The organism is Streptomyces sp. NPDC079020 (assembly GCF_044542225.1).
Lineage (GTDB): Bacteria > Actinomycetota > Actinomycetes > Streptomycetales > Streptomycetaceae > Streptomyces.
In genome coordinates this window covers 311,432-337,267 of record NZ_JBITUB010000002.1, presented here as the reverse complement: position 1 = coordinate 337,267, position 25,836 = coordinate 311,432, and the positions used below count along the sequence as shown (strand labels likewise).

The following is a 25,836-nucleotide window of genomic DNA, read 5'->3' as shown; positions in this document are numbered from 1 at the left end:
GGTACGGACGGCCCGCCCACCCGAGTCAACGGGGGGCGGGCCGTTCCGCGTCCGGGAGCGGCGGAGGGCGGCGGAGAGCGGCCGGGGCGGGGGTGCCGGTCCGGTCAGCGGCGCCGGTCCGGTCAGGGGCGGTAGATGGTGCCCGGCACCGGCGTGGCGGGTGCCATCAGCTCGGGGACCGTCACGAAGGTGTAGCCCTTCTTCTGGAGCGCGTCGATGATCCCCGGCACCGCGGGCACCGTGCCCTTGTAGATGTCGTGGAGCAGGATGATGCCGTCCTTGCCCGCCTGGTCGAGTATCCGCTTCTTGATCAGCGCGGAGTCGTTCGTCGAGTAGTCCTTGGCGGTGGCGCTCCACAGGATCTGCGAGAGCCCCAGGTCCCTGCTGATGTCGGAGACCGTGTCGTCGGTGCGGCCCTGCGGCGGACGCATCAGCCGGGGCTTCTTCCCGGTGATCTTCGCGATGGCGTCCTGGGTCTTCTTCAGCTCGGCCCGTATCTCGTCGGGCTTCTTGTCCGTGAGGATCTCGTGCGACCAGGTGTGGTTGGCCACCTCGTGGCCCTCGTCCTGGATGCGCTGCACGGTGTCGGGGTGCTTGAGCACGTGGTTCTTGCCCAGCAGGAAGAAGGTGGCGTGGACCTTCTTCTCCTTGAGGATGTCCAGGAGGCGCGGGGTGTCCTTCGCCGGGCCCGCGTCGAAGGTGAGCGCTATGCACTTGGCCTTGCGGCAGTCCACCGGGCCGAAGGAGCCCTTGGCGTCGGAGGCGGCGTCCTGACGTGCCGAGCCCGGAGCCGTCGTCTCCATGGAGCAGCCGCTCAGTGTGAGGGTGAGCGCGGTCACAAGGGAGGCGGCCAACCCCATACCGAACGACTTCGTCTTCCTGGGCAAGGCAGGTCACTCCTCCGTGGATGGCTTCCGCACACTCGTGCGGCACGGCGAGGACTATACACAGCGCGTATACGCGTGATTCATAGTGGGGGCGGGGCGCGGCGCGACGCCCCGGCGACGCCTGCTCGTCACCGGGGCGCGGTCGTGCGGAGTCGCGGGGTGCGCGACCGGGGATCAGCCGTTGGCCAGCGCCTGTACGCGGTCCAGAGCGCCGTTGAAGCGGTTGTGGTCACCGACCGTCGGACCGGACGAGGTGTACTGCCACATCGTGTAGAAGCCCCAGCCGGCCGGGAGTTCGCCGACGGTCGAGTTGTACCGGGCCACCCAGAGCGGGTTGGTGGCGCCGAAGCTCGCGTTGTTGCCCGTGCAGTCCTTCCACCAGCTGGTCGCGGTGTAGATCACCGGGTCCCGTCCGGTGCGCGCCCGGTAGGTGTTCACGAAGTCGCGTATCCAGGCGACCATGCCCGCCTGGGACAGGCCGTAGCACTGGGCCCCGTACGGGTTCCACTCGATGTCCAGTGCTCCCGGCAGCGTCTTGCCGTCCCGGGACCAGCCGCCCCCGTTGTCCACGAAGTAGTTCGCCTGGGCGGCGCCGCTGGTCGTGTTCGGGGTGGCGAAGTGGTACGAACCCCGGATCATGCCGACGTTGTACGAGCCGTTGTACTGCTGGGCGAAGTCCTCGTTCTTGTAGTACGTGCCCTCGGTGGCCTTGACGTAGGCCCATCGCACGCCGCTGTTCCACAGCGTCGCCCAGTTGACGGCGTTCTGGTGGCCGCTGACGTCCACGCCCTCGGTCTGCACGGCGCGCGAGTCGCGCGGCAGTCCGCCCTGGCCGTCGTGCTCGATGACGCCCTGGCCCATCCGGGCCGTACCCCGGGCGGGGGTGTCGCCCGCGGTCGCCGTACCGGGCAGGGTGATGAGGAGGGAGAGGGCTGCGAGAAGGGTTCCCGCGGCGGCTGTGCGCGAGCGGCGGGACGATCCGAATCTGAGGACAGGCATTCTGGGTTGCCTCCGAGGCCTGAGTGGGGGGAGCTGGGGGAATTGCTGCCGGGGGCGGTTGGGGGAGCGCCCCTGTCGGGCTGCCATGGTGTGTCCATGCCATCTTTGACAGTGATGACGCTACGCACGTAGACCGGCGTGGCGGAAGGGGGCCTGCGCGCCGCCGTTGGTCTACGCCTGCGAAATACTGACCGAGCTGCGGCGATGACCGGTGGCGAAAGAAACTTTCAGCGGCGGGAAAGCGTATGAGGGGTGCTGACGTGCACGGGAGCGAACGAGGGCGTGAACCCGGCGCAACCGCCGGAAGTGGTGTGGACCACGAATTCCTCGCGCTGGAGCGTGAGTTGGCTGTCTTCCTGCGCCGGGCGCGCGCCAATTCGGGCGAAATGGCCCGTGAGGTGCACCCCGATCTGGAGGCGGCTGCCTATGGCCTGCTCGTACGTCTGGAGTCGGCGGGGCGGCAGCGGGCCACCGATCTCGCGGCCTACTTCGGTGTCGGCAAGGCGACGATGAGCCGTCAACTGCGCGCCCTGGAAGGCCTCGGACTGGTGGCGCGCGAACCCGATCCGGCGGACGGCCGGGCCTGGCTGGTCCACCTCACCGACGAGGGGCTGGCCCGGTTCCGCAGCGTCCGGGACGCCCGTCGCGGCCGTTACGTGCGCAAGCTCGCCGACTGGGACCGGGCGGAGGTCGCGGAACTGGCCCGGCTGCTGCACCACTTGAACGCCCGCGCCGAGGACTGAGCGGGACCCGGGGCGTACGCCGCCCGGGGGCGCGCGACGGGGCTCGGCCGGGATGCGGCTCAGAACTCCGCGTACACCGCCGTGGCGTCGTCGTGCGTCTTGCTCCGCCGCAGATACGCACGGTCCGTGTCCGCGTTCTCCAGCTCCCGGACCCGGTCGACCAGCCCCTGGGGCCCCGCCTTGCGCAGCAGCCCCAGAGCGGCCGTCCAGTCGCCCTCGTGGAACATCTCCGTCCAGCGGCCGGCCCCGTCCGTCAGCGCGGCCAGCGCCCGCACCTCCGTGCGCGGGGTCTCACCGGTCACCGCGCGTGACGCCGCCCCGGGGTCGGCGGCGGCGGTGAAGAACCCGCCCTCCTGGTTGCGGAACTGCGTGTCAACGATCGCCTCGGAGGCCAGCGCGCCGGGCGGCAGCCGGTCGAGACGGTCGTCGAGCACCGGCCGGACCGTTCCGTCCGGTGCCTCCAGGAGGAGGGCGGAGTCGGACAGCACCAGGTATTCGACCCGGTGTTCGTCCCAGCGGGCGAGGACCACCGTGGCCTGAGGTGTACGCACGTGAGAAAGGTCACACGTGGCCCGATGGGCGTCGGCGGTGCGCCGGATGGACTCCGCGAGAATCTCGGCGAGCGTCAGATCTCGGCGTGAACCGGACAGTTCGGCCAGCGCGCCGCCCAGCCGCGCGGTGAACCAGGGGACCGAGTGCACACATCCGTCGTCGCCCTGGGGTGGAGTGACGCCGTCCAGCAGGACCAGCGATCCACCCTGGCCGGACGCGGGAAGAGCCGTGGAGACCCAGTCCTCGTTGGGGCGTTCGGGATTGCCGGGGGCGGAGGCGAGTTCGATGCGCATACTGTCAGTCTGCACGAGCTCTTCACAGAGCCTGCACGAGGCGGGCATTGGCTTGTACCAGCAGGTCAGCGCGGCCCGATAGGGCGGAAGGAAAGGCTCCGGGGCGCGTGCGGGCGGGCATCCTGCCAAAGCCGGGGCCGAAGTTCCACCCGGTGTCCGTGCATGGCCGACGGCGCGCGCGGGGAGACTTGTTCGTCAACTCGGGAGTGTTGTTCACTCGTTTGAGTGGCGGAGCGGTTGATGCGCGCCCCCCTCTCAAAAGCGCTGGAATGGTCGGAAGCCGTACCAGGAGCGGGGTGCCTCCATACGTGACCGAGCGTCACCTCCGCTTCAAGGGTGGACGAGTCGAGATTGCGAGCACCGGTGCAGAAGAAGCGGCCGCGGAGCAAGGGCAGCACGCGCGACGGTTCCGGGGCGATGCCCCCGGTGGCAGCGGAAGCGGGAACGGGCAAGCGCACTGTGCGGGTACGCAGCCGGCTCGTCGCGGGCGTCGCCGTGGTCGGGATCACCGTCATTGCCGCGGGCGCGCCCGCGGCTCTCGACGCCTCCTCGGAGCTCAACGAGTCCCAGAGCCTGGTCACCCTCGCGGAGCTGAACCAGCAGGCCATCACCTTGGCGCACTCCCTCGCCGACGAGCGCGACGCGGTCACCGCGTACATCGCCGCCGGCCGTGACGGGGGCGGCAAGAAGGGGGGCAAGAACAGCGAGGCCGCGAGCCGCAGCGCCCGCGTCGACCAGCAGATCGACGAGATCCGCGCCGAGGCCCCCGACATGCTGCGACGTGACCTCTCCACGGTCCCCTCCCTCCGCCGTGACGCCCTCACCGGCAAGGGATCGGCACTGGAGGCCCACCAGGCGTACTCCGAGGTCATCTCCAAGCTCCACGACCTCGCCGACGAACTCGCGGAGAAGACCCCGCCGCGCGCCGCCGACGCCACCCGGGCCCCGCTCGCGCTGGCCGGTGCCGTCGAGCAGGCCTCCGCCACCCGCGGACTCCTCCTGGCCGCCCTCGCCGTCCCCGGCGAGAAGGACACGGCCCCGCGGAACGACCCGCTCACCGGGCTGCCGCTCCAGGACGAGGGCGACTCCGACGACACCCGCGACCGGGACGAGCTGAGCGCCGCCGCCCAGCAGGCCCGTGTGCGTGAACTGGCCTCGCTCGCCGACTTCGACCAGGCCGCGAGCCCCGCCGCCCGCGACAAGCTCGCCGCCACCGTCACCGGCTCCGAGGTGAACAGCGCGGAGAAGTACCTCTCCAGGCTCACCGACCGGCCCGAGCTCTCCGCCTCAGAACGGAAGACCGACCCCAAGAAGACCGGGGAGGCGCTCTCCGCCCGGATCGAGCGCATGCGCGGCGTCGAGTCCGCCCTCGGCACGGAGCGGGTCCGGCGCCTGGAGCGGCTGCGCGACGACGACGTCACCGCGCTCGAACTGAGCATCGCGCTGCTCGGCGGCTGTTTCCTGCTCGCCGTCGGCGTCTCCACCGCCGTCGCCCGCACGCTCACCCAGCCGCTCGCCGTCCTCCGTCTCGGTGCCGCGCGCCTCGCGAGCGAACCGGAGAGCGTCGAACCGGTCCGCTACACCGGCCGCAACGACGAGTTCGCCCAGGTCGTCCGGTCGATGAACACCCTGCACGGCAAGGTCCACGGGCTGCACCAGGAGTTCACCGGCCGCTTCGAGAGCCTCCAGGGTGAGCGGAGCAAACTGATCGCGGGCCGCGAGGCACTCACCCTCCAGCGGGCCGAACTCCAGGTCCACGCGGCCGATCTCGCCACCCAGCTGGAGCGGCTGAGGAACACGGTCCACCACACCTTCGTCAACCTCTCCCTGCGCACCCTCGGACTGGTCGAGCGCCAGCTCGGCGTCATCGAGAGCCTGGAGGAGCGCGAGCAGGACCCGGAGCGCCTGGGCACGCTCTTCAAGCTGGACCACATGGCCACCGTCATGCGCCGGCACAGCGAGAACATGCTGGTCCTCGCGGGCGCCGAGCACGGCCACGGCCACCCGAACCCGATCCCGCTGGTCGATGTCCTGCGCGCCGCCGTCAGCGAGATCGAGCGGTACGAGCGGGTCACCATCCAGTCCCTGCCGCCGCATGCCCAGATCGCTGGTTTCGCCGCCGACGACCTCAGCCACCTCGTCGCCGAACTCCTGGAGAACGCGACCTCCTTCTCACCGCCCGACTCCCAGGTGGAGCTCTCCGGCTGGCTGCTGGAGACCGGTGAGGTGATGCTCTCCGTGCAGGACGAGGGCATCGGCATGTCATCCGTACGGATGGGCGAGCTCAATGCCAGGCTGGCCGACCCGGCCTCGTTCGAGGCGGGGGAGCAGAACGCCGACGGCGCCGGGCTCGGCCTCCAGGTGACATCACTGCTGGCCGCGCGCCACGGCGTGCGGGTACAGCTGCGCGAGCAGAAGGGGAGTGGAGTGACGGCCGTAGTCGTCCTGCCGCAGACCCTGCTGCCGAAGGCTCCTCCGGCGGCCTCGCCGCCGCCGGTGCAGACGCCCGGGGCCGCGCCCTCGCTGAACCTGCCGGGATCGGTCGCCGAGGCCAACTCCAACGCGCTGCCCGCCCGCTCGGCCACGGCCCCCGCCGAGCCCACGGCGCCCGCCGAGCCCACGGCGCCCGCCGAGCCCACGGCGCCCGCCGAGCCCACCGAGCCTGCCGCGTCCGCCGCCGCCCCGGCCCCTGCCGACCCGCTGATCGCCGCTGCCGAGCAGACGATCCGGGACGCCGGTGTCCAGCCGTACACGGCCGCGCCGGCCCCGGCCCCCGCCGAGCCCGCCGACCCGCTGATCGCCGCCGCCGAGCAGACGATCCGGGACGCCGGTGTCCAGCCGTACACGGCCGCGCCGGCCCCGGCCCCCGCCGAGCCCACCGCGCCCGCCGGGACCCCCGCTCCGGCACCCGGGGCCGCGTCCGCACGGACGCCGGAGCCCGAGCCCGAGTCCGAGTCCGAGTCCGAGTCCGAGCCCGAGCCCGAGCCCGAGTCCGAGTCCGAGATCACCATGCAGGTCCGGATGCCGGTGGCACCGGTGGTGGCCGAGACCGCCGATCCGTACGCGATCGGGCCCGACCGGCACGAGCGCCCGGCCGACCCCGACCCCGCCCGGCAGGCCGCCCCGGCTCCCCAGGAGCCGGACGCCGCGCCGAGGCCGCACGAGACCCCGGCCCCCGCGGAGCCGCTGCCCGCCCAGGACCCGGTCCCCGCCCCGGCGGTGGACGCCTTCCCCGGCCCCCGGCAGCCACTGGCCGAACGGATCACCGACAAGGGGCTGCCCAAGCGCACCCCCAAGATCGTCCAGCCCGCCGCGGCCCCCACCACCGAGCGCAAGGGCAGCATCGACAAGGAGGCCCTGCGCCGCAGACTCGGCGGCTTCCACCAGGGGGCCAAGGACGGCCGGCGCGATGTCGAGGCGGAGATCGCCGAGAGCACCGGCAAGCACACCGTGGCGGACCACCACGGCGAACGCACCGTACAGACCGAGCTACCTGAGCCGGCCGGCCGCACGGGCGGCCGGACCGATGAGACGGGGGACACAGTCGAGGAGGCACGCAGTTGACTGCGCCCAGCACATTCGGGCTGAGTACCGAGGCCCGGAACCTTCACTGGTTGCTGAGCAATCTCGTGGAGGAGGTGCCAGGGGTCCACTCGGTCACCGTCGTCTCGTCCGACGGGCTCATGCTGCTCTCCTCCGACCCCGGCCATCTCACCACCACCCCGGTCACCGGCCGGCAGGACGGCCCCAAGGGCTCCAGTGCCGACCTCGCCACCATCGTCTCGGGCATCGGCTCCCTCACCATGGGAGCCGCGAAGCTGATGGACGGCGGCGGCGTCAAGCAGACGATGGTCGCCATGGACGAGGGCAGCGTCTTCGTCATGTCGATCAGCGACGGCTCCCTGCTCGGCGTGCACGCCACCCCCGACTGCGACATGAGCGTCATCGCGTACCACATGGCGCTCTTCGTCGGCCGTGCCGGACACGTCCTCACCCCCGAACTCCGCAGTGAACTGCGCAAATCGATGGAGAGCACCCAGTGACGCCCGCTGCTGAACCCGCCCGCAGGCTCCCCGTCCGCGGGTCCGACAAGAAGCCCGCACGGGTCCGCCCGTACTCCCTCACCGGGGGCCGCACCCGCTTCGGCCACGTCCTGCTCGTCGAGACGTTCGTCGCCGCGCTGGAGGCCCCCGAGGAGCGCCGCGAGCTCACCAACGGCAATCTCGCCTCGCGCGTCATGCCCGAGCTCCAGGCCATCGTCGAACTCTGCCGCCGGATGCGTACGGTCGCGGAGATCTCGGCCCTCCTGAAGATGCCGCTCGGTGTGGTCCGGGTGCTGCTCAGCGACCTGGCCGACCAGGGAAAGATCCGCGTGTACGGAACCGGTCACGGCACCGGCCAGCCCGACCGCGCACTGCTCGAAAGGGTGCTCAATGGACTCCGCCGTCTCTGAGTCGCCGCTCTTCGCCCCGCGACAGCCGGGGCCCAGGGACCAGGCCGACGAATCGATCCAGGCCTGGCAGCTCGACCACACCAGGGCGCCCATCGCCACCAAGATCGTGGTCGCGGGCGGTTTCGGGGTGGGCAAGACGACGTTCGTCGGCTCGGTCTCCGAGATCACCCCGCTGAAGACCGAAGCGCTGATGACCCAGGCCAGCGAGGAGACCGACGACCTCTCCGCGACGCCCGACAAGGTCACCACGACCGTCGCGATGGACTTCGGCCGGCTCACGCTCGACGACGACCTCGTCCTGTACGTGTTCGGCACACCCGGCCAGCAGCGCTTCTGGTTCATGTGGGACGACCTGGTGCGCGGGGCGATCGGCGCGGTCGTGCTCGCGGACACCCGGCGGCTCGCCGACTGCTTTCCCGCGCTCGACTACTTCGAGAGCTGCGGGCTGCCGTACATCGTGGCGGTCAACCACTTCGAGGGCACGCCCGGTTACGAGGCGGAGGACGTCAGGGAGGCCCTGACCGTACCCCCGCACGTACCTGTTGTGATCATGGACGCGCGCAACAGGATCACGGTCGTCGAGTCGCTGCTGGCCCTGGTGGGCCACGCGCTCGACGCCACCCCGGCGTAGAGCCCCCGGCGCAAGCCGGAAACACCTAACGGAGAAACCGCGATGCGGAAGATACTCATAGTCGGAGCCGGTCAGTCCGGACTCCAGCTGGCCCTCGGCCTCCAGTCCAAAGGGTACGAAGTCACCCTGATGTCCAACCGCACGGCCGACGAGATCCGGGCCGGCCGGGTCATGTCGACCCAGTGCATGTTCCACACCGCGCTCCAGCACGAGCGCGACTACCAGCTCAACTTCTGGGAGTCGCAGGCCCCGAAGATCCAGGGCCTGGGCGTCTCGGTCGCCGCCCCCGACTCCTCGCGGGCCGTCGACTGGGTCGGAAAGCTCGACGGCTTCGCCCAGTCCGTCGACCAGCGCGTGAAGATGGCCGGCTGGATGGACACCTTCGCCCAGCGCGGCGGTCAGCTCGTCATCCACGGTGCGGCCGTCTCCGACCTGGACTACTTCTCCCGCACCTACGACCTGGTGATGGTCTCCGCGGGGAAGGGCGAACTGGTCTCCATGTTCGGCCGGGACGCGTCCCGTTCGCCGTTCGACGCCCCGCAGCGCGCGCTGGCCGTCGCGTATGTGCACGGCATGGGCGTGCGCCCGGAGCACCCGGACTACGACGCAGTCCGCTGCAACCTGGTCCCCGGTGTCGGCGAGCTGTTCGTGATGCCGACCCTGACCCTCTCCGGCCGTGCGGACATCCTGTTCTGGGAGGGCGTCCCCGGCGGTCCGCTGGACGTCTTCCAGGGCATCAAGGACCCCTCCGAGCACCTCGCCAAGACGCTGGAGCTCATGGAGAAGTTCACCCCTTGGGAGTATGCGCGCGCCACCAAGGTCGAACTGACCGATGCCAACGGCACGCTGGCGGGCCGTTACGCCCCGACCGTCCGCAAGCCGATCGGCCGGCTGCCCGGCGGCGGCCTGGTCCTGGGCGTGGCCGACGTGGTCGTCGCCAACGACCCGATCACCGGGCAGGGCTCGAACTCCGCCTCCAAGTGCGCGAATGCCTACCTGGACTCGATCATCGAGCACGGCGACCGCGAGTTCGACGCGGAGTGGATGCAGTCCACGTTCGACCGCTACTGGGACACCGCGCAGCACGTCACGAAGTGGACCAACGCGATGCTCGGCGTACCGCCGGAGCACGTGCTGAACCTGATCGGCGCCGCCGGTCAGTTCCAGCCGGTCGCCGACCGCTTCGCCAACGGGTTCAACAACCCGGCGGACTTCGACAACTTCTTCTTCGAGCCGGAGAAGACGAACGCGTACCTCGCCGAGGTCGCCGGGGCCTGACCCCGTACACCCGGAGGCCGGGCCGACGGTCGACCCTCCGGTCGGCGCGACGGCCCGGCCTCCGCGTGAGCGGCGCGGGGGCTACGCGTCCGGCGGTGCCGCGTCCGCGCTGTAGCCGGTGTCCGCGCCGTCCGAGGCACCCTCGGGCAGCTCCGGCGGGGTGTACGTGGTCAGCGGCGTGCCCCCCGGATCGGGGCGCACCGCGCCCAGCAGCGGATTCGACGCGACCGGCGACACCTTCACCGAGGAGCCGGGCCGCGGTGCCTGCACCACCATGCCGTTGCCGATGTACAGCGCCACATGGGTCGCCTTGGGGAAGTAGACCACCAGGTCACCCGGGCGCAGCGAGGCGACGGACACCTTCGGCAGCCGGCGCCACTGCTCCTGCGAGGTCCGCGGGATGGCCCGGCCCGCGCTCGCCCAGGCCTGCGAGGTGAGCCCGGAGCAGTCGAAGGAGTCCGGGCCCTCGGCGCCCCAGACATACGGTTTGCCGATCTGGCCGACCGCGAACGCGACGGCCTCACCGCCCTGTTCGGTCGGCGGGCGGGTCGAGCTGAGCGCTCCCGAGGCGACCAGTTCGCCCTGGGCCTTGTCCGTGTCGCGCCGCTCCAGGGCGGCCAGTCCGGCGAGCTGTTCGGCGGAGAGTGCGGCGAGCAGCCCCTCGACCTCGTTCAGTTTCGTCCGTACGGTGTCGCGCTGCCGCTTCTTGCGCGCGGTCAGCGCCTGTTGTCTTTCGAGCGCCTCGCGGGACTTGACGGCCAGCCCGGCGGCGCGTTTCTCGGCGGCGGTCAGCCGGTTCACGGTCGCGGCCCGTCCGGCGGCGGCCCGCTCGATGACATGGCTCTGGTCCAGGGCGTGCACGGGGTCACGGGCCAGCAGGAGACGCAGATAGGCGGAGAATTCGGACTGCCCCTGGTACTGCTCACGGGCCAGTCGCCCCGCGTCCCCGCGGGCGCGGTCGAGGGCGGTCCGGGCCTTGCTCAGGTCGGCGTTCAGCTTCCTGGTCTCCGCGGTGCGCTTCTTCAGCTGCTCCTCGGTGGCGTTGTAGGCCTCGGTGGCTTCCTCGGCCCGCTGGTAGAGCCTCCGCAGTTCTGTCAGCAGCTCGGCGATGCTCCGGGTCTCCCCGGCGCCCCGGTCCGGGCCCGGACCGGCCTCCGCCCCGGCGTCGGCATCGGCCTGCGCCTCGGTGTCCACGTCGGCCTCCGCGTCGGTGTCCGCCTCCCTGCCGGACCCCGTCCCCGGATCGTCGGGAGAGGCGGGAGAGGTGGGAGAGGCGGGCGGGACGGGTGAGGAGGACGAGGCGATGGCGGGGGACGCCGTCACGACCGCGGCCAGCGCCGCCGCCGTGCAGACCGCGCGCAGGACCCTGCCGGACACGACACCACCTCCGTGGACGGATTCGGAGCTGTGAAGGGCTCCGGACGAGTGAGCGAATCTGATTCATCCGGTCACTCGGTGTCGGACGATGCAAGCACCGCGCGGCGTGGCGGCCGGCGGATCCCCCGGAAGGCGGTGCGGGGAATCCGCCGATGGCGGGTCAGGCCACCGTGAAGGCGTAGAAGGCCCGGTCCCGCTGGACGACGACGGTCCTTCCGGTGGTCAGGGTCCGGTACGGGGCGGTCACCGCGGCCCCCTTCGGATCCTGCACACCGATGTCCTGGAACTTCCACAGCCGTCGTCCGTCGGCCGCGGCGAACGCGGTGACCTGGGAGGCGTCGGCGGCGATCAGGGTCTTCTCACTGGAGCTGAGGGTGATCGCGGGGGCACTGCCACCGAGCGGCACCTCCGTCGAACGCCGCCACACGAGCCGGCCGGTCTCGCGCTGCACCGCACCGACCTCCTGGCTGCGGTTGGTGGTGTGGAGCAGCGGCCCGGCCACCACGGGCGTGCCGTAGACGGAACCCGTACCGCCGTTCAGCCGCCACAGCGGCTTGGCGGTGTCCGACTCGAACGCCTGGAGGTCCGCGCCGTCCGCGCCGTACAGCCGCCCGTCCTCGTCGCCCAGGATGCCCGCCGCCGGGGCGAGGGCGCCGTACTGCTTCACCCACAGCAGCTTGCCGGTCTTCTGGTCGAAGGAGCGGATGGAGCCCTTCCCCTTGGCGGCGCCGACCTCGGCGGGCGTGAGCGTCACCGCGTCCTGGCGTACCAGGAGGTCGGCGGAGCGTTCCGCGATCAGCCGGTAGACGGGGGTGCCCGGGGCCCGGCCGGCCGGGACGGCGGTGCGCCACAGCTCCTGGCGCCGCACGATGTCGTAGGCGAAGAAGTGGGCCTGGGCGACCTGCTTGTCCTTGCCCGGCTTCTTGCCCTTCTTCGGCTTGGGGGCCTTCACGGTGACCGTGGTGGAGCCGGTGAACCAGATGACGGATCCGGACTGCCCGGTGATCGTGCCCATCCTCAGGTTCGGCAGGCCCGTGAACTGGTCCGCGTACCGCAGCCGGTGCTTGACCGCACCGTCCTTGGGCGACAGCCAGAGAAACTCGGTCGGGCTCGCCACGAAGCAGAGGTCCGCACCCGCCGCCAGGGCGGCCTGCCCCTTGGCGGCGTCCGCGCGCTGCCAGACCCGCTTCCCGGTGCGCAGGTCGACGGCGCTCGCCTGGCTCTCGCTCGTCAGCACCAGCAGCTTGTCCCGCCACACGGCGGTCGTGAGCGGTGACGACTCGGAGGCCGGGTGCGCATACGTCCACCGCGGCTCCGGGGCCTGCCCCGGGAGGGTGCGGCGACGGTCCGGGGCGGGCTTGCCGTCGTCGGCCGCCGCGCTGTCGTCGGACCCCAGGAGGCCCACGGCGCCCCCGCCGACGATCAGTCCGCCGGCCGCGGCGGCGGCGGTGATGAGCAGGGCCCGGCGGCTCGCGGTGGGGGAGGGGGCCGGAGCCGGGGGCGGCAGCGGGAGCGACACCATCGGTGTGGCGGCGGGCGCGGTGGCCCCCGGAAGGGCGGCCGGGGCATAGGGAGCGGGGCCGCCCGGGGCGTGCTGGTAGGGCGTGCCGGGGGCGGGGGCCTCGGGGGACAAGGGGGACGAAGCGGACGAAGGGGATGAGGGGGGCGTGGGCGGCACCGGGCCACCGGACGGCTGCGGAGCGGCCGGAAGCGCGGCGGGGGCCACCGGGGCGGCGGCCGAGGACGCGGTCAGCTCGCGGGGGACGGCGAGCTGGGTCGTCGGGTGGTCGGTCCGCGCGGCGCCCGGCACCGTACCGAGGTAGTGGGTGGTCCCCCCGCTCTCCTTCCCGGCCCCGGGGGCGGCGGCAGGCGCACCGGCGGCCGCGACCGCGTCCTCGGGGGTGCCGGCCGGCCCGCCGCCGGGCGCGCGTGCCGCCATGCCGACGGGGGCGTCCTGGGGCTCGTCCGCGTCCGCCGCCGCGTCGAGCGGCGTCTCCAGCGCCCGGACCCGCGCCTCCTGGTCCGCCACGGCCGCCGCCAGCCGCTCGGGGAGCCAGCCGCCCCTGGCGAGCCCGGCCGCACCCTCCAGCGCCAGCTCCGCGGCGACCGCACCGGCGTCCGGCCGCAGGGCGGGGTCCTTCGCGAGGCAGCCGGCGATCAGTTCCCGCAACGCGTCGGGTACGGAGTCCAGTTCGGGTTCCGCGTGCGCGATCCGGCCGGCCGCCTCCTCGGGCGGGCCGTCGGTGAAGGGGGTCGTGCCGGTGGCCGCGTACGCCAGCAGCAGCCCCAGGACGAAGAGGTCGGAGGGTGCGCCCGCCTCCACGCCCTCGACCTGTTCGGGCGTGAGATACCCCAGCCGGACCGAGAGCTGCTCGCCCCTCGCCTCGGCGGAGGCCGCCGCCCCCAGCGGGCCGAACGCGGTGAGCCGGGGTCCGTCCTCGGCCAGCAGCACCGTTTCGGGTGCGAGCCCCTGGAGCACGGCCCCGGTGGCGTGCACCCGGGAGAGGATCTCGGCGATGCCCGCGCCCAGTATCCGCACCGCGCGTTCGGGCAGCGGTCCGCCGAGGCCGATCGCGTCGGCGAGCGTCAGTGCGGGGACGTAACCCGCCGCCGTCCACAGGGCGTTGGGCGCCTCGGTCGTCGTGCCGGAGTCGTCGTCCGGGGTCACCCGGGTGTCCAGCGGCGGCGTCACCCAGCCGCCCGCCAGACGTTCGGCCGTCCGAGCCTCCGACTGGAAACGGCGCCGGAACGCCGGGACCGCGGCGAGTGCGGGCCGCGCCGCGGTGATCACGACCGGCTCGCCGTCAGCACTCTCCCGGGCCAGGTACTGCACGGCGGCGGCACCCTCGCGGAAACGGGCCAGCACGGTGTACCGGCCCAAATGGCGTGGATCGTCCTGACGCAGCGCCTCCATGGCGCACCCCCCTCGTGACCGTCCCTCGGCACCTGACCGTCGATCTTAGGGCCTGCCCCGCGCCGGACCGCCCGCGCCGCTCAGCCGCCGCTGGAGGGCTTCGTCCAGGGCCACTTGGGAGTGCGGGACCCGCGGCCCTCGGGGGCGTACTCGTACACCCAGCCGCGCTGGATGCCGAGCCGTTTCGAGTACCCGGCCGGGACCCGCCGGTAGGCGTACACGGTGGGCGGCCCGCCGTCGGCGTCCGGTACCGGGACCTCGTACCACTTGGGGGGATGGCCGGTCGGGCCCAGGAGGACGGGCAGCACCCTGCCGTCCAGGGGGCCGCCGGTGAAGGGGGTGTTCTCGCTTCTCACCCGCTCAGTCTGACGCAGCGGGCCCCGGGAGCAGGTGCGCCGCCTCGTCGACGACCGGGATCACCAGCCCCGCCAGCCGTCCGGCCGGTCCCCCGGCGGTCTCCAGGGCCAGGAGTTCGGCCATCGCGGACGCGGTCTCCCGGTCTGTCGCCGCGGTCGCCGCGAGCAGCGCGATCAGATGGTCGACCAGCCAGCCGCGCAGTTCGGCCGCCGGGGGCTGCTTCTCCTCGTCGAGCCAGATCAGGGAAGCGGCCTCGACGGCGGCGATCCAGGTGCGCACCATCATCCGCAGCCGGGGCCCCGCGGGACGCTGACCGGGTCCCTCGCCCCGGCCGAGGTGCAGCAGGATCTGCTCGGCCGCCGCCCGTCGTACGCCGTCGACGATCGCCGTCGTACGGGAGGTCTCGGCGACGCTGCCGCCCCGGAGCAGGGCGCTGAAACCCGCGTCGTGCTCGTCGACGAAGCCGAGATAGCGGTCCAGGACCCTGCTCACCCGCTCGGTGGGCGGGCCCACCGCGGGTTCCGTGAAGCAGAGCTTCAGCTCGTCCGCGGCGGACCGGAGCGCCGCTTCGTACAACTGCTGGCGCCCGCCGGGGAAGTAGCGGTAGACGAGCGGCCGGGAGACACCGGCGACCGCGGCCACCTCGTCCAGCGAGACCTCGTCGGGTGCCCGGTGCGCGAAGAGGCTGAGCGCCGCGCCGAGGAGCTGGGTGCGGCGCTCCTCGACGCTGAGCCTGCGGTACGCACGGGGCGGCGGGGCCGCGGCGGTGGAGGTCATGGCCCGAAGCCTAACGGCCCGGTCCCGGCCGGGACGGGGGCTCAAGCCAGCAGGCCGGAGCGCTTCCACAGGCGGCGGCCGACCCCGTTCAGGACGCCGATGTCGTCGAAGAAGTCCGTCAGCCGCTTCGCGCCCGACTGCATGACCTCCGTGCGGTGGCCGCTCGCCTTCACCTGGGCGACGGCCTCCCGGCGGTCCAGGCCGACGTTGTCGTACACCTGCGGGTTGATGAAGCAGATGGAGAAGACCCGGGCGGCCTCCCCGCAGCTGACCCGGGTGAGTTCGCGTTCCCAGCGCGGGGCGGTCACCATCTGGCGGCGCAGCTCCTCGCGGGCGTACCGGACATGCCGGGCCTCCTCGACCACATGGATACGGGTCACACCGCGCACCAGGGTCTGGACCCGCTCGTCCGGGAAGGTCAGCCGCTGCATCCAGTCGAGGATCTCCTCGCCGAGCAGGGTCGCGGCGAACGAACCGGGCGTGGTGGACACCGTCTTCAGGACCCGCGCCAGATTGTGGTAGACCCGGGGAACGGGGTAGGCGGGCGCGCCGCCCCAGTCGATCATGCGGCCGAACATGATGGAGTGCCGGCACTCGTCCGCGATCTCGGTGAGCGCGTAACGGACATGATTGCTGGTCACCGGCTTGTCATAGACGTGCCGGACCAGCAGCTGCATGAGGATGATCTCGAACCAGATGCCGAGCGAGGAGAGCGCGGCCGCCTCGTGCCGGGCCAGGTCCATCCGCTGCTCCTCGGACATCCTGTCCCACAGCGGGGTGTCGTAGAGCGAGACCAGCTCCGGTGGCCAGAACCACTTGCCCTCCTCGACGGCGGAGTCCCAGTCGAGTTCGGTCTCGGGGTCGAAGGAGTGCTTGGCGGAGGATTCGAGCAGCCGCACGGCTGTCTGCTCGCGGTCGCGGAGCGGGCCCAGCGCGTCGCGGAGCACCCGCGCCTCGCGGTCGGTCAGGGTCGTCATGGCGGGGGCACCTCACAGATGGGTTACCGGCGGTCACCTCTTATGAGACTGCCTGTCAGCAAGGCAGTCAATCCCTTGCGCACGACTTGTTGACCCGGCGTCTACCAACGTGTGAACCTGCCGGGGGAACAGTCGGTCAACGTACCCCCGGGGTAGCCAACTGACGCCGGAGCCACGGAACTTATCGAGTCAAGCGAGGCGAAGGAGCCGTCCGTGTCGACACACGACCTCTACACCACCGCCCCCGAAGAGCCGCTGTGGCAGGTCCCCGCCACGGGGGCCGCCCGGTTCAGCTGGGACTACGACGACGGCCGTGAGCGCCTTCTCGCCCTCTACCAGAAGGGCAAGGACAAGCAGTGGGACGGCAACAAGCGGATCGACTGGTCCCAGGAGGTCGACCCCGCCGACCCGCTGGGCACTCCGGACGAGGCCCTCACGCTGTACGGCACCCCGCACTGGGCGAAGATGACCGACCGGGACCGCGGTGAGCTGCGCAAGCACTACACCTCCTGGCAGTTCAGCCAGTTCCTGCACGGCGAGCAGGGCGCCATGATCTGCGCGGCGCGGATCGTGGAGTCCGTACCCGACCTGGACGCCAAGTTCTACTCCGCCACCCAGACCATGGACGAGGCCCGGCACGCGGAGATATACGGCCGGTTCCTGCACGAGAAGATCGGGATGCTCTACCCGGTCAACCACAGCCTCCAGGGTCTGCTCGGCGACACCCTGCGCGACTCCCGCTGGGACATGCCCTATCTCGGCATGCAGGTCCTGATAGAGGGTCTGGCCCTCGCCGCGTTCGGGATGATCCGCGACACCACGACCAAGCCGCTGCCCAAGCAGATCCTCGCGTACGTCATGCAGGACGAGGCCCGGCACGTCGCCTTCGGGCGGATGGCGCTGCGCGACTACTACACGCAGCTGAGCGACGCCGAACTGCGCGAGCGCGAGGAGTTCGTCATCGAGGGCTGCTACCTCATGCGCGACCGGCTCAGCGGCGTCGAGGTCCTGGAGAACTTCGGTATCGCCAAGCAGGAGGCCAAGGATCTCTCCGAGCACTCCGAGTACCTCCAGCTCTTCCGCAAACTGCTGTTCAGCCGGATAGTCCCGTGCGTCAAGGACATCGGACTGTGGGGTCCCGGGCTTCAGAAGGCCTACGTCGACATGGGCGTCCTCGAACTCGGCGACTCCAGCCTGGACCTCCTCATGGCCCAGGACGAGGAGATGGCCGAGCAGTTGGACCGGGACCGCTTCGCCGTGGAGGAGCGGGCCAGGGTGGCCGAGGTCGCGGACGCGATAGCGCAGGGCGGCGTCCTGTCGGGAGCCTCGGGCGACTGAGCCGGGGAACGCGGCCACCTCCGCCGTCCGCTCCGGCGGCGCCCGGGTGGCCGCCACGGGCTCGGCGGGGTCGGCGGTCTCGGCAGGGTGGGCAGGTTCGGCAGGGTCGGCGGGTTCGGCGGTCTCGGCAGGGTGGGCAGGGTGGGCAGGGTCGGCGGGGTCGCAGATCTGGACAAAGCCGGTGTGCTTTCCGGGATTCCGCAGGGTTTCTCCGCCGGTTTCTCCGCCGGTTCCTCGGCTGATTCGTCCGCCGGTTCCTCTCGACCTGATACCGATCAGGTACCTGTCGAAATTTCGTTCGCAAACGTGACGTAACTTGAACGCATGACCACGCCGCCTCAGCCGCCGCAGGGCCCGTACGGGCCGCCCCAGCCTCAGCAGAATCCGTACGGCCAGCCCGCCGCCCCGGGGCCCTACCCGCAACAGCAGCAGCCCTACGGCTACCCGCAGGCGCCCCCGCCCCAGCCCCAGCAGGGCGGTTGGGGCCAGCCGGGCATACCCGGCGGTCAGCCCCCGATGCCCGGTCAGCCCCAGATGGGCGGATGGCCGCCGCAGGGTCCGCAGCCGCCGCGCAAGAAGCGCACGGGCCTGATCGTCGGGATCGTGGCCGGCGCGGTCGTGGCCGCCGGCGGGGTCGCCTTCGGTGTCTCCCAGCTGGCCGACAAGGGCGCCGACGCCGTGTTCCCGGAGGCCGAGTACCGGCTCGTCGTGTCCAAGAAGCTGCTGGACGACGAATTCACCCTGGCCAACGACATGTCGAAGACCGAGGGCAAGGAGATCGAGGACACCCCCGACCCCAGCGTCCGGGACGGCAAGGCGGTCATCGCGCAGTACTCCGCCGACGGCGGCAGCGCCCTGGTGCTCTCCGGGATGTACGGGCGGCTCGCCAGCCCCGACTTCATGCGCGGCAAGATCATGGAGGGGGCGGCGGAGGCGGACGGCGCGACTCTCGTCGTACCCGCGAAGAAGGTCACCCCCGAGGGGTACGACACCACCATCGAGTGCCAGGTCGTGCAGTCGAAGGAGAGCGGCGGCATCGCCAACATCCCGATGTGCGCCTGGGGCGACGACAACACCGCGGCGATGGTCGCGGTGATCCGGCCCGAGAACGTGCTGAAGGACGCCAAGTCCATCGACCTGAAGCAGGCCGCCGAGGAGACCGCCAAGGTCCGCGACGAGACACGCAAGCCGCTCGGCTGATCGACGGGGCCCGAGGGTCCGCGGCTGGTGAGTTCCCGGGTCCGCGGTCCGTGGCTGAGCGAGGCCGTGGATGGGGTCCGGGGGTCGCGGCCTGCGGCCGGGTGCCCGGGGGCGCCGGGTGGCGGGGCGTGCCGTGGGTGCCTCCCCGTGGCTCATGGCCGCGCGGGCGGAAGGACGGCCTCCATCGCGCGGGCCGCGCCCAGCAGTTCCGTGTCCGCGCCCCGGTCCGCCACCAGCTGGAGACCCACCGGGCAGCCGTCCGGGGTGAACCCGGCGGGCAGGCTCGCCGCCGGATGGCCACTCAGGTTGAACGCCCAGGTCAGTGCCGTGGAGTAGAGCTCACCCGGCCCCTCGTGCCCGTGCGGCCGGTTCGGGGTGGCCGGGGTCAGCAGCAACGGCGCACGGGCGAAGTGCGCGGCCAGCCTGCGGTCGTTCTCGCGCCGGACGGCCAGGGCGCCGTCCCGGTCCGGCCCGCCGCCGCGTATCGCGATCCACGCCGACGCGGGGTCGAGCAGCGCGCAGCCCCCGTCCAGCAGAGTGACGGCCCCGGCCGCGGCCAGCCGCTCCACCGCACCCCGCACCACCGCCTCGACCTCCGGGTCCACGTCCGCGTACCCGAGGTCCGGGCTGTACACGGCGGGCAGCGGCAGCGCGGGGACCACGGACGGCGCGCCGTCGTCGAGCACATGGCGCAGATACCGCTCCGCCCCGGCCGCCGACCGGGCGAGCACACCCGCCGCCGCCAGCCCGGAACGGTCGGGCGAGGGGAGCAGCCCGTTCGTCGTCTTCAGCCCGAAGACCCCGCACCAGGCCGCCGGGATGCGCACCGACCCCGCCCCGTCGCTGCCCGTCGCCAGCTCCACCAGGTCCGCCGCGACAGCGACCGCCGAACCGGCCGAGGATCCGCCCGGGGTGCGGTCGGCCCGCCATGGGTTGACCGTGCGTCCGTACCGGCCCTGCCCCCAGGTCTGCCAGACCGTGCCGGGGCCCGGCACGGAGGTCGAGCCGACCGGGACACCGCCCGCCGCGATCAGCCGGCGCGCCGCGTACGAGCGGACACCGGCCGGTCCCTTCACCGCGAACGGCAGCCCGGCCAGGGGGAGCCGGCGGGCCTCCGGTTCACGGGCGAGCGCCTCCTCGTGCCAGACCTCGGTGAACGCGCACAGGCGCGGGTCCAGCCGGTCGATCCGCTCCAGCGCCCGCGCCACCGCCGATACATGAGTCATGGGGCGAGTGTCCCGGGCCGCCGGTCCGGCCGTCGAGCGCCGTTCGCCCCGGCGGCCCGGCCCGGCCCGCCCCTCCCCGGCTGCTCGCCCGCCCGCCCGCCCGCTCGACCGATCGCCCGCCCGCCTCCTCACCCGTCGAGTGCCGCCTCCATCACGGCCCGCGCGATGGGCGCCGCGCTGCCGCCGCCGCTGATGTCCGCCCGGTCGGCGGAGGCGTCCTCGACGACCACCGCGACCGCGACCGCCGGACGTCCCGAGTCCGGAGCCTGCGCCCAGGAGATGAACCAGGCGTACGGCGTACCGGAGTTGTCGATGCCGTGCTGCGCGGTGCCGGTCTTGCCGCCGACCCGTACCCCGTCGATGGCCGCGTTCGACCCGGTGCCGTTCTCCACCACGTCGACCATCATCCGCTGGAGCTGCACGGCCGTGGACGGGTTCATGGCCTGGTGGTACGAGCGTGAGCCCTGCTGCCGGACGGTGTCGCCGTCATGGGTGGTCGTACGGTCCACGAGATGCGGATACCTCAGATCGCCGCCGTTCGCCACGGCCGAGGCGACCATCACCATCTGGAGCGGGGTCGCGGTCGTGTCGAACTGTCCGATCGAGGACAGCGCCAGCTGGTCCTCGCTCATGTCCGTGTCGAAGTTGCTCTTCGCGACCCCGGACGGGATCCGCAGGCCGTCGTCGTTGAAGCCGAACTTCTCCACCGCCTTCACCATCCCGTCGAGCCCCACCTCGACACCGAGGTGCGCCATGACGGTGTTGCAGGAGACCCGGATCGCCTCGGCCAGCGACGCCTCGTCGCAGCCGCTCGCCTCGTTGGGCAGGGTGGTCGTGGTGCCGGGCAGGACGTACGGCGACGGGGTGTCCGTGGCGGCGTCCGGGTCGGTCACCACCCGGGCGTCCAGCGCCGCCGCGGCTGTCACGATCTTGAACGCGGAGCCCGGCGGATAGGTCTGCCGGATGGCCCGGTTGAGCATCGGCCGGCTCGTGGCGGCGTTCAGCCGCGCCCAGGCGTCGGTCACCTCGGGCCCGGTGCCCGACAGCCGCTCGGGGTCGTACGAAGGCGTCGAGACCAGCGCCAGGATGCGGCCGGTCGAGGGCTCGACGGCGGCGACGGCCCCCCGGCGGCCGCTCAGCCCCTCGTACGCGGCGCGCTGCATCGAGTCCTTGATGGTGGTGACGACATCGCCGCCCGGCTGCCGGCTGCGGGTGATCTCGTTCCACAGGGGGAGCGGGGCCAGCAGCGAGTCGGTGCCGGACAGAATCCCGTCCTCGGCGTTCTCCAGGAGGGTGGTGCCGTACGTCTGCGAGGCGTAACCGGTGACGGGCGCGTACAGGGGGCCGTGCGAATAGGTGCGTTCGTACGCGAGCTGTTCGCCGGTGTCCTCGGAGCCGGTGACGGCCCGCGCGCCGACCAGGATGTTGCCGCGCGGCTGGTCGTAACGGTCGATGGTGTTGCGGCGGTTGGCGGAGTTGTCGTTGAGTTCGTCGGCCTCGAAGACCTGGACCCGGGCGGCGTTGAGCAGGAGTGCCACGAGCAGCAGCAGACAGAAGGCGGCGGCCCGGCGGATGTAGCGGATCACCGTTCGTCCTCCAGGATCGGGGCGATGACACCGGTCTCGGCCTGACCGGGGCGGGGTCTGCGGGCCAGATCGCTGACCCGGATCAGCAGCGCGACGATGATCCAGTTGGTGACGACGGACGAACCGCCCTGGGCGAGGAACGGCATGGCCATGCCGGTCAGCGGGATCAGCCCCATCACGCCGCCCGCGATCACGAAGACCTGGAGGGCCAGGATCGAGGCGAGCCCGATGGAGAGCAGCCGCCCGAACGGGTCGCGCAGCGCGAGTCCGGCCCGGTAGCCCCGGGCGACGAGCAGGGTGTACAGCAGGAAGACGGCGGTCAGCCCGGTCAGGCCCAGCTCCTCGCCCGCGGTCGCCAGGATGAAGTCGGACTTGGCGGCGAAGCCGATCAGGATGGAGTGGCCGAGCCCCAGACCGGTACCGAGCATGCCGCCCGCCGCGAAGGCGAACAGCGACTGGGCGAGCTGGTTGGGCCCCTGGCCGGCGTCGATCGAGGCGAAGGGGTCGAGCCAGTCCTGCACCCGGCTGTGCACATGCGGTTCGAAGGAGCCGACGACGAAGGCGCCGACCGCGGCGAGCAGCAGTCCGACGGCGATCCAGCCGGTACGGCCGGTCGCCACGTACAGCATGATGACGAAGAGTCCGAAGAAGAGCAGCGAGGTGCCCAGATCGCGCTCCAGGACCAGCACCCCGACGCTGAGCAGCCAGATCGCCACGATGGGGCCGAGCACCCGGCCGGTGGGCAGCTGGAGCTTCCAGATCCTGCGGCCGGTGTACGCCAGCGCGTTGCGGTTCGCGGCGAGGTAGGCGGCGAAGAACACCGCGAGCAGGATCTTGGCGAACTCGCCCGGCTGGAAGGAGAGTCCGCCGACCCTGATCCAGATCTTGGCCCCGTTCACGGCGGGGAAGAAGATCGGCACGATCATGAGCACCAGTGCGGTGGCGACCGAGAGGTACGCGTAGCGCTGGAGCACCCGGTGGTCGCGCAGGAGGACCACGACGGCGATGAACAGCGCGACTCCGAGCGTGGACCAGATCAGCTGCGTCGGCGCCGCCTGGTCCCTGGGGGTCTCCAGGTCGAGCCGGTAGATCAGCACCAGGCCCAGACCGTTGAGCAGGACGGCGATCGGCAGCACCAGCGGATCGGCGTACGGGGCACGTAAGCGGACCGCGAGATGGGCCAGCAGCGAGAGCAGGCCGAGCCCGGCGCCGTACCCGGCGACATCGGGAGGCACCGCGCCGTTCCTGGCGAGACCCACGGCGGCGTAGCCGAAGACGGAGATGAGGACGGCCCCGACGAGGAGCGAGAGCTCCACCCCGCGCCGCTTGGGCAGGCGTAGTTCGGGCGGGGGAGCGTCCGCCGTCGTTGCGGTCATGCCACGCAACGTAGCAAGAGGTGTGCGGTATTTCCCTTATGCGGTGAACTTCGAGAACGCGGCCCGGGGGAGCGGGGGAGCGGGGGACGGGGCCCGGGGACAGGCGGCCGGGGCAGGGGGCGGAGGTGCGTAGGGACGGGAGGGGCGTAGGGGCAGAGGTGGAGGCGGAGGCGGAGGTGGGGAGCGGCGGAGGGGGGAAGCGGCGCGCGGCGGGTGCCGGGGCCGGCCGTGTCCGTCCTAGGGCCGGCGCCCGTCGGGTCCCGGGGCCGGGCCGGTGGCTTCCGGTTCCGGCTCCTCGTCGGACGGCACGTACTCCGGCAGCGTCAGCCGCGCCACCGCCCCGCCGTCCTCCGCGTTGCCGAAGACCAGTTCCGCGCCGATGACCCGTGCCTGGCCCACGGCGATGGTGAGCCCGAGCCCGTGGCCCTTCCCGCCGCCGTCGGTCCGGAACCGCTGAGGCCCGGTCTCCAGCAGATACGCGGGGAACCCGGCGCCGTGGTCCCGTACGGTCACCACCGGCCCTTCGACGGTCACGACCACCGGCGGGCCGCCGTGCCGGTGCGCGTTGGTGACCAGATTGCCGATCACCCGCTCCAGCCGCCGCCGGTCCGTCTCGACCCGGGCCGCGCCGGTGATCCTGACCGTGGTGTCCGTGCCGGACGTCCGCACCACTCGTTCCACGACCGGCGCCAGCTCGTGGACCGCGGGATCGGTCTGCTCGGTCCGGGCGTCGAGCCGGGAGATCTCCAGCAGGTCCTCGGTCAGCGCCCGCATCGCCCGGACCCGGTCCTGGACCAGTTCGGCCGGGCGGCCGGGCGGCAGCAGTTCGGCGGCGGCCGACAGCCCGGTCAGCGGGGTGCGCAGCTCGTGCGCCACATCGGCGGTGAACCGCTGCTCGGTCTGCAGCTTGCGCTGGAGCGTGGAGGCCATGGTGTCCAGCGCCCCGGCGACGATCGCCACTTCGTCCTGGGCGCGCGCCGGGCGTGCGGTACGGGGATCGCCGACCCTTGCGTCGAGGTCGCCCGCGCTGATCCGGCGGGCAACCCGGGCGCTCTGGTGCAGCCGCCGGGTGACCCGGCCGACGGCGAACAGGCCGACCAGCAGGGTGGCGGCGATGGCCAGCAGCGAGGAGCCGACGATCGCCCGGTCGAGGCCGCTGATCGTGCGTGCGCCCTGGCTGTAGTCGATCCAGGTGGCCAGGGCCCGGCCGTCCGCCGGACCCGCTGCCCACATGGCCGGGGTGCCCGTGTCGTCGGTGACCAGCGTGCCCCGCTCGCCTCCCATGGCCAGGGCGCGCAGCGAGGCGGGCAGGCCGGCCGGATCGATCCCGGAGCCCCGGGGGAGCGGCTCGCCGGCCTCGTACGCCCTGGTGACCTCCTCCAGCCGGTCCAGGGCCTTCTCGCGGGCGTGGCCGACCGTCTGACGGGTCACCGCCGTGTGCACGAGGACACCGAGCAGCGCGGCGAGCGTGCAGCACATCACGGTGAGGAAGACCGCGGACTTCCAGGTCAGGGTCGCGGTCCAGGCGGGGGCGCGAACTCTGCGCCGTCTCATCGCTGCCCCGTCGCGATACCGGGCGCGGAGGCGGACGGAGAAGCCGACGGGAAAGCCGACGGAGAATCCGACGGGGAAGCGGCCGAGGGCGCGGGCGGGGCGGCCGACGGAGAAGCGGAAGGGGCGGCGGAAGGGAGGACGGCGGACGGGGAGGCCGGGATCCGCCGCCGCGGCATGCGCAGGATCTCGTCCCGGGCGGGCAGCATGGCCTGCTGCCGCTCGTCCCAGGTCCAGGCCGTGCGGTACTCGTACCCGGTGATCGCCGAGGGCGCCCGCATGATCAGGTCCCGGCCCGCGATCTGCACGCTGATCACCGCGTCCGAGGTGGACATGATCCGGGTCAGCCCGCCGCGGTCGGGCATGTAGACCCGTACGGCGAGCTGACGGTCGGGCAGCGTGATGCCCAGCACCAGTTCGTCCCTGCCGTCACCGGTCAGATCGCGGAAGTACGGGGCGAGGACGGGGCAGGTGCCGGACTTTCCGGGGCAGCCGGCCAACTGCGCGACGGTCTTCGCCGGGAGCTCGTCGGTACCGCTGTCCCGGTCGGGCCGGGCCTTCAGTCCGGCCCGCACCACGGCCACCGGGTCCAGCGCGCGCACATCGCCGCCGGGGACCCTGATGCCGGGGATACGGGCGGTCTCGCCCTCCCCGTAGTCGTACGGGGCGGCGGAGGCGGCGGGCAGCTCCGGCCAGAGCCGGGAGGGCTCGACCGCGGACGGCGTGCGCCCGGCGCTCACCAGTTCCCCGGCGGAGCCGCAGCCGGTGAGCAGCGCGAGCGCGGCGCCGACCGCCGCGGCGGCGCGGGCCGCCGCCGGAGCACGGCGCGTGCCCACGGGAGCTCGTTGCGGGCGCACGGCTCGGCCTCCTCTTCGACGACAGGGGCCTACACCCTAATCGGAAGCGAGCACGGAACGCCTGTTTAGTGATGCTATGGGGCGCTGTGGGGCTTTCTGCCCGGGCGGCCCGTTCCGGTGCTGCCCGGCGGACGTCAGCGCTGGTACGGGTTCTGTCCCGGCGGCGCGTACCCCGGCTGCTGCGGAGCCTGGCCGTACGGGTTGCCGTCCTGTCCGGCGTGCTGCTGGGCGAGCAGCGCGTCCGCCTGCTCCTTCGGGATCTGCTGCTCCCCGCCGCAGAAGGTGCACTGCGTCGCGTACTTCGTCGAGAACGGGAACAGCGGCACGAAGAACAGCGTGAACTTCGTGACGCGCTTGCGCAGGGTGTGCGCGGCCGGATTGCCGCACCAGCCGCACACCATCGTCATGATGGCCAGCTGGTACAGATAGCCCCGCGTACCGAAAATGATCATTCCGTGTTCCCT

At 72.3% G+C, this 25,836-nt stretch carries 22 protein-coding genes; 8 read left to right on the top strand and 14 right to left on the bottom strand.

Annotated elements, in window-relative coordinates; all coding sequences use genetic code 11:
• Positions 1 to 122: 122 nt before the first annotated feature.
• The gene (locus ACIGJO_RS05395; protein WP_399953203.1) at positions 123 to 860 is read right to left on the bottom strand and encodes a polysaccharide deacetylase family protein; all 738 of its coding nucleotides are present in this window, start codon (positions 858 to 860) and stop codon (positions 123 to 125) included.
• Between the two features lie 201 nt (positions 861 to 1,061).
• A complete protein-coding gene (locus ACIGJO_RS05390) occupies positions 1,062 to 1,886 on the bottom strand; it encodes a lysozyme (RefSeq protein ID WP_399952418.1) in 825 nt (274 codons plus the stop codon).
• A 245-nt stretch (positions 1,887 to 2,131) separates the two neighbouring features.
• Here ACIGJO_RS05390 and ACIGJO_RS05385 point away from each other — a divergent pair, with 245 nt between their 5' ends.
• Positions 2,132 to 2,629, top strand: a complete 498-nt coding sequence (locus ACIGJO_RS05385; protein ID WP_399952416.1) for a MarR family winged helix-turn-helix transcriptional regulator — start codon at positions 2,132 to 2,134, stop codon at positions 2,627 to 2,629.
• Positions 2,630 to 2,688: 59 nt separating this feature from the next.
• On the opposite strand, the gene ACIGJO_RS05380 is transcribed toward ACIGJO_RS05385, so the two are convergent.
• Positions 2,689 to 3,474 (bottom strand): protein phosphatase 2C domain-containing protein, encoded by a 786-nt coding sequence (locus ACIGJO_RS05380; RefSeq protein WP_399952413.1) that lies wholly within the window; start codon positions 3,472 to 3,474, stop codon positions 2,689 to 2,691.
• 363 nt (positions 3,475 to 3,837) lie between these two features.
• Between ACIGJO_RS05380 and ACIGJO_RS05375 the strand changes: the two genes are divergently transcribed.
• Genes ACIGJO_RS05375 through ACIGJO_RS05355 form a run of 5 tightly spaced genes read left to right on the top strand, consistent with a single transcriptional unit; the run spans position 3,838 to position 9,836 of the window.
• Entirely contained in the window at positions 3,838 to 7,038 is a 3,201-nt protein-coding gene (locus tag ACIGJO_RS05375) for a nitrate- and nitrite sensing domain-containing protein (protein WP_399953200.1), read from the top strand.
• Entirely contained in the window at positions 7,035 to 7,517 is a 483-nt protein-coding gene (locus ACIGJO_RS05370; protein WP_399952410.1) for a roadblock/LC7 domain-containing protein, read from the top strand. The genes ACIGJO_RS05375 and ACIGJO_RS05370 overlap by 4 nt, the downstream gene beginning before the upstream one ends.
• A complete protein-coding gene (locus tag ACIGJO_RS05365; RefSeq protein ID WP_399952407.1) occupies positions 7,514 to 7,927 on the top strand; it encodes a DUF742 domain-containing protein in 414 nt (137 codons plus the stop codon). The genes ACIGJO_RS05370 and ACIGJO_RS05365 overlap by 4 nt, the downstream gene beginning before the upstream one ends.
• The gene (locus ACIGJO_RS05360) at positions 7,908 to 8,558 is read left to right on the top strand and encodes a GTP-binding protein (RefSeq protein WP_399952404.1); all 651 of its coding nucleotides are present in this window, start codon (positions 7,908 to 7,910) and stop codon (positions 8,556 to 8,558) included. Before ACIGJO_RS05365 ends, ACIGJO_RS05360 begins: the two co-directional genes overlap by 20 nt.
• A gap of 42 nt (positions 8,559 to 8,600) precedes the next feature.
• The gene (locus tag ACIGJO_RS05355; RefSeq protein WP_399952401.1) at positions 8,601 to 9,836 is read left to right on the top strand and encodes a styrene monooxygenase/indole monooxygenase family protein; all 1,236 of its coding nucleotides are present in this window, start codon (positions 8,601 to 8,603) and stop codon (positions 9,834 to 9,836) included.
• Between the two features lie 81 nt (positions 9,837 to 9,917).
• On the opposite strand, the gene ACIGJO_RS05350 is transcribed toward ACIGJO_RS05355, so the two are convergent.
• The 5 genes from ACIGJO_RS05350 to ACIGJO_RS05330 form a co-directional block, all read right to left on the bottom strand.
• A complete protein-coding gene (locus tag ACIGJO_RS05350) occupies positions 9,918 to 11,213 on the bottom strand; it encodes an NlpC/P60 family protein (RefSeq protein WP_399952398.1) in 1,296 nt (431 codons plus the stop codon).
• A gap of 160 nt (positions 11,214 to 11,373) precedes the next feature.
• Positions 11,374 to 14,127, bottom strand: a complete 2,754-nt coding sequence (locus tag ACIGJO_RS05345; protein WP_399952395.1) for a PQQ-binding-like beta-propeller repeat protein — start codon at positions 14,125 to 14,127, stop codon at positions 11,374 to 11,376.
• A gap of 80 nt (positions 14,128 to 14,207) precedes the next feature.
• Complete coding sequence (locus ACIGJO_RS05340; protein ID WP_399952391.1) at positions 14,208 to 14,483, bottom strand: hypothetical protein; 276 nt, start codon at positions 14,481 to 14,483, stop codon at positions 14,208 to 14,210.
• Positions 14,484 to 14,487: 4 nt separating this feature from the next.
• Positions 14,488 to 15,261, bottom strand: a complete 774-nt coding sequence (locus tag ACIGJO_RS05335; RefSeq protein ID WP_399952388.1) for a TetR/AcrR family transcriptional regulator — start codon at positions 15,259 to 15,261, stop codon at positions 14,488 to 14,490.
• A 41-nt stretch (positions 15,262 to 15,302) separates the two neighbouring features.
• Positions 15,303 to 16,238, bottom strand: a complete 936-nt coding sequence (locus tag ACIGJO_RS05330; protein ID WP_399952385.1) for a diiron oxygenase — start codon at positions 16,236 to 16,238, stop codon at positions 15,303 to 15,305.
• Between the two features lie 213 nt (positions 16,239 to 16,451).
• On the opposite strand from ACIGJO_RS05330, the gene ACIGJO_RS05325 reads away from it, so the two are divergent.
• Together ACIGJO_RS05325 and ACIGJO_RS05320 are read left to right on the top strand one after the other, a co-directional pair.
• Entirely contained in the window at positions 16,452 to 17,576 is a 1,125-nt protein-coding gene (locus ACIGJO_RS05325) for a ferritin-like domain-containing protein (protein ID WP_399952382.1), read from the top strand.
• A gap of 324 nt (positions 17,577 to 17,900) precedes the next feature.
• Positions 17,901 to 18,776 carry a hypothetical protein gene (locus tag ACIGJO_RS05320; protein WP_399952380.1) on the top strand — a complete coding sequence of 292 codons (876 nt, stop codon included), beginning with the start codon at positions 17,901 to 17,903 and terminating at the stop codon, positions 18,774 to 18,776.
• A gap of 152 nt (positions 18,777 to 18,928) precedes the next feature.
• Here the strand turns inward: ACIGJO_RS05320 and ACIGJO_RS05315 are convergent, their stop codons facing one another.
• The 6 genes from ACIGJO_RS05315 to ACIGJO_RS05290 form a co-directional block, all read right to left on the bottom strand.
• Positions 18,929 to 20,002, bottom strand: a complete 1,074-nt coding sequence (locus ACIGJO_RS05315; RefSeq protein WP_399952377.1) for an amidase — start codon at positions 20,000 to 20,002, stop codon at positions 18,929 to 18,931.
• Positions 20,003 to 20,130: 128 nt separating this feature from the next.
• A complete protein-coding gene (locus ACIGJO_RS05310; protein ID WP_399952374.1) occupies positions 20,131 to 21,588 on the bottom strand; it encodes a penicillin-binding transpeptidase domain-containing protein in 1,458 nt (485 codons plus the stop codon).
• Complete coding sequence (locus ACIGJO_RS05305; RefSeq protein WP_399952372.1) at positions 21,585 to 22,964, bottom strand: FtsW/RodA/SpoVE family cell cycle protein; 1,380 nt, start codon at positions 22,962 to 22,964, stop codon at positions 21,585 to 21,587. The genes ACIGJO_RS05310 and ACIGJO_RS05305 overlap by 4 nt, the downstream gene beginning before the upstream one ends.
• 237 nt (positions 22,965 to 23,201) lie before the next feature.
• The gene (locus ACIGJO_RS05300; protein ID WP_399952369.1) at positions 23,202 to 24,518 is read right to left on the bottom strand and encodes an ATP-binding protein; all 1,317 of its coding nucleotides are present in this window, start codon (positions 24,516 to 24,518) and stop codon (positions 23,202 to 23,204) included.
• The gene (locus ACIGJO_RS05295) at positions 24,515 to 25,351 is read right to left on the bottom strand and encodes a hypothetical protein (protein ID WP_399952366.1); all 837 of its coding nucleotides are present in this window, start codon (positions 25,349 to 25,351) and stop codon (positions 24,515 to 24,517) included. The genes ACIGJO_RS05300 and ACIGJO_RS05295 overlap by 4 nt, the downstream gene beginning before the upstream one ends.
• A gap of 155 nt (positions 25,352 to 25,506) precedes the next feature.
• On the bottom strand, positions 25,507 to 25,824 hold the full coding sequence (locus tag ACIGJO_RS05290) for a zinc-ribbon domain-containing protein (RefSeq protein ID WP_399952363.1): 318 nt from the start codon (positions 25,822 to 25,824) through the stop codon (positions 25,507 to 25,509).
• Positions 25,825 to 25,836 lie beyond the last annotated feature (12 nt).

Excerpts from the sequence above, each read along its gene's own strand:
- ACIGJO_RS05360 (WP_399952404.1), top strand. The coding sequence starts at position 7,908 with ATGGACTCCGCCGTCTCTGAGTCGCCGCTCTTCGCCCCGCGACAGCCG.
- ACIGJO_RS05355 (WP_399952401.1), top strand. The coding sequence starts at position 8,601 with ATGCGGAAGATACTCATAGTCGGAGCCGGTCAGTCCGGACTCCAGCTG.
- ACIGJO_RS05330 (WP_399952385.1), bottom strand. The coding sequence starts at position 16,238 with ATGACGACCCTGACCGACCGCGAGGCGCGGGTGCTCCGCGACGCGCTG.
- ACIGJO_RS05335 (WP_399952388.1), bottom strand. The coding sequence starts at position 15,261 with ATGACCTCCACCGCCGCGGCCCCGCCGCCCCGTGCGTACCGCAGGCTC.
- ACIGJO_RS05395 (WP_399953203.1), bottom strand. The coding sequence starts at position 860 with ATGGGGTTGGCCGCCTCCCTTGTGACCGCGCTCACCCTCACACTGAGC.
- ACIGJO_RS05305 (WP_399952372.1), bottom strand. The coding sequence starts at position 22,964 with ATGACCGCAACGACGGCGGACGCTCCCCCGCCCGAACTACGCCTGCCC.
- ACIGJO_RS05390 (WP_399952418.1), bottom strand. The coding sequence starts at position 1,886 with ATGCCTGTCCTCAGATTCGGATCGTCCCGCCGCTCGCGCACAGCCGCC.
- ACIGJO_RS05290 (WP_399952363.1), bottom strand. The coding sequence starts at position 25,824 with ATGATCATTTTCGGTACGCGGGGCTATCTGTACCAGCTGGCCATCATG.
- ACIGJO_RS05385 (WP_399952416.1), top strand. The coding sequence starts at position 2,132 with ATGAGGGGTGCTGACGTGCACGGGAGCGAACGAGGGCGTGAACCCGGC.
- ACIGJO_RS05315 (WP_399952377.1), bottom strand. The coding sequence starts at position 20,002 with ATGACTCATGTATCGGCGGTGGCGCGGGCGCTGGAGCGGATCGACCGG.
- ACIGJO_RS05300 (WP_399952369.1), bottom strand. The coding sequence starts at position 24,518 with ATGAGACGGCGCAGAGTTCGCGCCCCCGCCTGGACCGCGACCCTGACC.
- ACIGJO_RS05345 (WP_399952395.1), bottom strand. The coding sequence starts at position 14,127 with ATGGAGGCGCTGCGTCAGGACGATCCACGCCATTTGGGCCGGTACACC.
- ACIGJO_RS05380 (WP_399952413.1), bottom strand. The coding sequence starts at position 3,474 with ATGCGCATCGAACTCGCCTCCGCCCCCGGCAATCCCGAACGCCCCAAC.
- ACIGJO_RS05320 (WP_399952380.1), top strand. The coding sequence starts at position 17,901 with ATGACCACGCCGCCTCAGCCGCCGCAGGGCCCGTACGGGCCGCCCCAG.